Raw genomic sequence first — 6,439 nt, forward strand, 5'->3', positions numbered from 1 at the left:
GAGAGAAAAAAACTAACCAAACGTTTGATTGAAATGCTGGAATACTTGATAAATAAGGTTTTGCGAAACTAATCAAACGTTTGATTGAGTTTTATCAAGAACATGGCGGATAAGGTGATAAACCGTTAAAATAGGAGAAGGGAAATTTTTCAAAAAGGCTGTGATAATTCGTGTGTTTAATTCTTTTTGCGTATAAAGTGCACCCTAAGCATCAGCTGATTGTGGCTGCCAATCGGGATGAGTTTTATAAAAGACCGACTGCCCCTGCCCATTTTTGGAAAGATGAGCCTGATATCCTTGCCGGAAGGGACCTTGAGAAAATGGGAACTTGGATGGGGGTTACCAGGGGAGGGCGGTTTGCCGCCTTGACCAACTATCGTAATCCAAAAGAGGTTGCCGTGGGAAAACGGTCACGGGGGGAACTGGTGGCCGATGCCTTGAATTATACTGGGACCATTGAAAGCTACATGCAAAAGCTGTCAGAAACAAAGGAGCAGTATCCCGGCTACAACTTGCTGGCTGGAGATGACGCGGGGCTTTATTATTATTCAAACATTGGACAAGAGCTTCAAAAGCTTGAGCCGGGCATTTATGGAGTCAGTAACCATCTTCTTAATACCGAGTGGCCGAAGGTGATAACAGGGAGGGCAGGCCTGTCAAACATCGTAACCGAAGACCCAAAGGACCTCGAAGAGCAGCTTATGACTCTCCTCAATAATGCAGATCCTGCTCCGGATGAACGACTGCCGAATACGGGTGTGTCATTAGAGATGGAAAGAATGCTTTCACCGATGTTTATCAAAAGTGGGAATTACGGGACAAGAAGTTCGACGGTTATGCTTATGTCCAATAATGGAATCAAATATATAGAACGAGTTTTTTCAACTGAAGGTACCAATGATCAAAAATATATCATCTCCTATTAATACAGCGGATCATGCATCTGCTGTATTTTTTTTGGTTATAAATATTTTTGGATAATTTTATAAAACTACTAAAATAACAATTAATTTGCATATAGTTGGATAAAAGCTTTGAAAACGGTTACCTGATGATTGGAAAAATTATAAATTGACTGAAAAATAAAATTATATTATTATTCTTATAATAACAATAATTTAGCAACGCGAAATATTAATATTCCATCTTAGAGAAAGTGAAGTGATTTTATGTCACAAATGCTAGCCTTAGTTATAGTAGTATTCATTTTATTAGTAGGAGACCTTGTTGCCGTACGGACGAAAGCATGGATACCTTCGATATTTGTCAGTGCAGTGTTATTCCTTATTGGTTATTGGACTTTTTTTCCGAAAGATATCGTAGCGATTTCCGGTGTACCGCCCGTTGTGGCGACGATGATGATGTATTTACTTATCACCAATATGGGTACATTGCTATCTCTTCATGAATTGAAAAAGCAATGGAAAACGATTGTCATTGCCCTTTCTGGAATCCTTGGGATTATTGCCATGTTGATGACCGTGGGCAGCCTAATTTTTGGCTTTCAGACAGTCGTTGTGGCGATTCCGCCATTAGTTGGCGGGGTGGTTTCTGCGTTAATCATGTCTGAGGGGGCAAAGGAGGCAGGCCTTGCAACTCTATCGGTTTTTGCTATCGTTATCTATGTTGTTCAGGGGTTTGCAGGTTACCCGATCACTTCAATCGTTTTGAAAAAAGAAGGAAAAAGGCTTTTGAAGCAGTACCGCAGCGGGGAAATTGCGGCAGTTAAGGAACAGGCAACTGCTGCAACAGAGGTAGCGGCCGCTTCCGCCGTTGCCAAGCCAGAGCTAAAGCTGTTTAAAAATTTACCTGATAAATACAACACCGATTTCTTTAAGTTTTTTAGACTTGCATTAGTTGCTTACCTTGCCTACCAAGTTTCAGTGTTGGCAGCGCCAGTTGTTTCGATCAGTCCGTTTGTTCTATGTTTGCTGTTTGGGGTTATCGCCTCAAGTGCTGGCTTTTTGGAAAAACAGGTTCTTCAAAAAGCCAACGGTTTTGGTTTAGCCATTATGGCGCTGATGCTTTTTATATTTGACGGCCTAAAGCAAGCGACACCAGGCATGATGATGGAAATTCTATTCCCACTGGTGGGAACCATCATTTTAGCAGTCATCGGTATGTATATCTTCTCATTTATCGCCGGCAAGATTTTGAAGGTGAGCAAAGATATGGCGTTTGCCGTTTCTCTGACTGCCTTATACGGATTTCCGGCTGACTATATCATTACCAATGAGGTAATCAAGTCGTTAACAGATGACGAGGAAGAAAGAGAAATGCTGACAAGCCATATGCTGCCGCCAATGCTGGTGGGTGGTTTCATCACAGTTACAATCGTATCGGTCATTCTAGCCGGCATCTTTGTTGGATTCTTGAAATAATTGGAGGGGAAAACATTGAGCGATTTACAGCAAAGAATTGAAAAACATATTGAGATGTTGAGTCAATTTACTGCCACACCGGGAAAAGGGACGACCCGGCTGACTTATAGCAAAGAGGACTTGCAGGCTCGTAATTACATTAAAGAAATTATGAAGGAATACGGACTCTCGGTTCGTGAAGATGGTTTAGGTAATATTTTTGGTAAACTCGAAGGCACGTTAAAGGATGCACCTAGTGTCTTGGTCGGTTCCCACTTTGATTCCGTACCGAACGGCGGGTCCTATGACGGTCCTGCCGGAGTAGTGGCAGGACTTGAGGTGGCGGGTCTTTTTTCGAAAAATAACCTGACACCCAAATACCCATTGGAAGTGATCGCCCTAATAGAAGAAGAGGGTTCTAGATTTGGCGGCGGTCTGATGGGGTCGAGAGGGATAACTGGCTTATTGACAGAGGAAGAATTTTTCAAGATTACCGATAAAGACGGGAAGACCACTGTAGAAGCGATGACGGAAATTGGTCTTGACCCGTCTTTGCCGAAAAAAAGGGATCCAAAAACTCTGAAGGCCTTTTTGGAACTGCATATCGAACAGGGGCCAATCCTTGAAGAAAAGGGCATTCCAATTGGCATGGTCGAAGCCATTGTCGGATTAACCCAATTAGAAGTAACGGTTGAAGGTCGTGCAGGGCATGCGGGCACCACCCCAATGGACCGAAGGGCAGACGCCTTAGTAGCTGCTGCACAAATGATTGCTAAATTCCCGGAATTCGCTTGCGAGGAAGGGGATGGAACAGTCATCACCACCGGCCGTCTTAACGTTTGGCCGAACGGGGCGAATGTGATTCCTGATAAGGTTGTTTTTACCGTCGATATCCGTTCCGGAAAAGAAGAACGCGTCCTTGATGCGGTCGAGAAGGTAACGGAATGGGTAAAGTCCTATAATGGCCATGGAATTAAGACGACAGTACAGCAGCAATTATACATGCCGCCGAAAGTAATGAATCAAGAGATTGTCTCTCTTTTAAAACAGAAATGCAGCGAACGGAACCTTTCCTATTGCTCAATCAACAGCGGTGCAGGCCATGACGCAATGGTCCTTTCCGATGTAACCGACGTGGCTATGTTATTTATTCCTAGTAAGGACGGACTCAGCCATTGTCCGGAAGAATGGTCCAGCAGTAAGGATATCGCCAATGCCGTAGAGATTTTATACGAAGCAGCAAAAACGTTAACGGAGGCAGAATAGCTATGATTCATGCAAAAATTAAAGAAGCGATTCAAACATATAACGAAGAATTAGTAGAATTACGCAGAAAGTTTCATCGTGAACCAGAATTGTCTTGGGAAGAATATAAGACAACCGCCTTTATTTGCGAGTATCTTGAGAACCTTGGGATCCCATACCGGAAGACAGAGCCAACGGGAGTCATTGCCACGATTGAAGGCGGGAAGTCTGGTAAAACCGTGGGGCTGCGGGGGGATATGGATGCCTTGACGGTGGAGGAATTAAATAAGGAACTTCCGTATGCGTCCCAAGAAGATGGCAAAATGCATGCTTGCGGCCATGATGCCCATACTGCGATGCTATTGATCGCAGCTAAGGCTCTGAATGATATAAAAGAAGAACTGCCTGGAAATGTCCGTTTAATTTATCAGCCAGCAGAGGAAGTGGCGACTGGAGCGAAAGCAATGGTGAAACAAGGGGCGATGGATGGGGTCGATAATGTTTTCGGCATCCATATCTGGTCACAGATGCCAACAGGAAAGGTTTCCTGCAATCCTGGTCCATCCTTTGCGTCCGCAGACCTTTTCACCGTCACTTTTAAAGGCAGAGGCGGTCATGGAGCCATTCCACAAGCTTGTATTGATGCCGCGGTTGTGGCTTCATCCTTTGTGATGAATGTGCAGTCAGTGGTCTCACGGACCGTCGATCCACAGCAGCCCGCCGTTCTAACAGTTGGAAAAATGGTCGTTGGGACGCGGTTTAACGTGATTGCTGAAAATGCGTACATTGAGGGAACGGTCCGCTGTTTTGATCCGGCAGTGAGAGACCATATTGAAACCCAGCTGAAGCAATATGCAGAACAAGTGGCTGCCATTTACGGCGCGACGGCAAAGGTCGACTACGTTCACGGCACCCAAGCAGTCAACAACGATGAGTACAGTGCAAAGCTTGTTCAAAAGACCGCTTCCGAAGCGTTTGGCGAGGAGGCCGTCTACTTCGAAAAGCCAACCATGGGCGGCGAAGACTTCAGTGAATACATGATGGAGGCCCCTGGCAGCTTTGCTCTTGTAGGCTGCGGCAACCCTGAAAAAGACACACAATGGGCCCACCACCATGGCAAATTCAACATCGACGAAGACGCCCTTGCAACCGGCGCCGAACTCTACGCACAATATGCATGGGCATACTTGAACGAAAAGAAAGCATAGGAAATGGAATAAAATGAGGAAAGGTGTCAGGTATCCTCCGTGGGACAAAATGGGATTTTGTCCACGGAGGATACCTGACACCTTTTTTATTTAGGCTCTGTTATTATTCATTGTTGATTTTCGTTTAGGTATGAAATTCATAGGCGGAGAATTTCCGGCTAATGTATAAAGAAGAAGCTTAAGAAGCAGATATAAGCGAAGATATTCCGATTAACTGCTCTAAATAAGACAAAATCCAAAGATTTGGATAATATAAGTGGAAAAACTTCCTTTATTTTAAAGGGAATATGGATATTTTCCAATTTAAACGGAATTTTATCGTTTATTTTTCAAACACAGTGAAATCAACGTTCGGTAATAACGAAGCCTTTATTTAAAAAACTAATCAAACGTTTGATTGAATTTTATTAAGAACATGGCGGATAAGGAGATAAACCGTTAAAATAGGAGAATGGAAATTTTCAAAAAGGCTGTGATAAAAATCCCGCGACTCAGTAGGATTCGTGAATAAAACGTTTAGTAAACTTGTTTACTTTGCTGGCTCATTTGGATAAAATAAAAATGGAGCGAAGAAGAGGGGGTGGAAGAGAATGGCAACCATTAGGGATATTGCCAAAAAATCAGGATATTCAATCACAACCGTTTCAAGAGTTCTTAATAATGATAACAATTTATCAGTAAGTGATGATACACGGGAGAAAATAAAAGCGATTGCAGAAGAGATGGGCTATAAGAAAAAACAAGGGATAACTCAATTGAATAATGTTGCTTTTTTATATTGGATATCTAATGAGGAAGAGCTTGAGGATGTTTATTTTAAGGGAATTCGTACAGAGTTAGAAAAGCAGGCAGAACAAAGGAAAATAGAATTAATACGATACCATCAAAAAGATGGTATTGAGAAAATTGATAAAAATTCATCGGCTTTTATCGCGATCGGAAAATTAACGGATCGAGAAATAAAGTATTTGGAAGAAATTACACCCCATGGTGTGTTTTTAAATACAAGCAGGGATCCGCAGAATTTGGATTCGGTGCTCCCAGATTTAAAACTGATGACAGAATATATGATTCAATTTTTTGAAGAATGCGGCTATGAACGGATTGGTTTTATTGGCGCAATGGACTATGATGTTGAAACGAAAGAACCAATTCCACAATTAAGGGAAATCACCTTTCGGAACTATCAAAGGGAAAGAAATAAATTAAGAGAAGAAGATATATTAATTGTTCCTTCTAGTACAGTAAAAAATGGCTATCAGATTGGATTGCAAGCAATTGAGAAGATGGGGGATGACCTGCCGGAGGCATTTGTTGTTGCGACAGATCCACTTGCAATCGGAGCCTTGCAGGCGTTTAATGAAAAGCAGATTCCGATTCCTCAAAGGGTCGCCTTTTTCAGTATAAATAATATCAGTGTCACCAAATATGTGTCGCCTCCGTTAACGACATTCCATATTGATATTCCTACGATGTGTGAAACCGGATTAGATCTTATAACCGAGAGACTATTTAAGAATCGAACCACAGCAAAAACGGTATATATACAAGGTACACCGATTTTCCGCAAAAGTACTCCAGCTAAATAAACCGAAAAAAACGAGCAAACCAGCTCGTTTTTTTTTT

At 42.4% G+C, this 6,439-nt stretch carries 5 protein-coding genes; all 5 read left to right on the plus strand.

The window, feature by feature from the left end:
- Positions 1–170 precede the first annotated feature (170 nt).
- The 5 genes from KHB02_RS06420 (at position 171) to KHB02_RS06440 (ending at position 6,402) form a co-directional block, all read left to right on the plus strand.
- Entirely contained in the window at positions 171–926 is a 756-nt protein-coding gene (locus KHB02_RS06420; protein ID WP_213147661.1) for an NRDE family protein, read from the plus strand.
- A 243-nt stretch (positions 927–1,169) separates the two neighbouring features.
- Entirely contained in the window at positions 1,170–2,381 is a 1,212-nt protein-coding gene (locus KHB02_RS06425; protein ID WP_213147660.1) for a hypothetical protein, read from the plus strand.
- Between the two features lie 54 nt (positions 2,382–2,435).
- Complete coding sequence (locus tag KHB02_RS06430) at positions 2,436–3,626, plus strand: Zn-dependent hydrolase (RefSeq protein ID WP_420848069.1); 1,191 nt, start codon at positions 2,436–2,438, stop codon at positions 3,624–3,626.
- Between the two features lie 2 nt (positions 3,627–3,628).
- Positions 3,629–4,813: an amidohydrolase gene (locus KHB02_RS06435; RefSeq protein ID WP_213147658.1), complete on the plus strand. Its 1,185-nt coding sequence runs from the start codon at positions 3,629–3,631 to the stop codon at positions 4,811–4,813.
- Between the two features lie 590 nt (positions 4,814–5,403).
- Positions 5,404–6,402, plus strand: coding sequence for a LacI family DNA-binding transcriptional regulator (locus KHB02_RS06440; RefSeq protein WP_213147657.1), 999 nt, complete (start codon positions 5,404–5,406; stop codon positions 6,400–6,402).
- Positions 6,403–6,439: the final 37 nt, after the last annotated feature.

This window comes from Neobacillus citreus (assembly GCF_018343545.2).
Taxonomy (GTDB): Bacteria; Bacillota; Bacilli; order Bacillales; family Cytobacillaceae; genus Neobacillus; species Neobacillus citreus.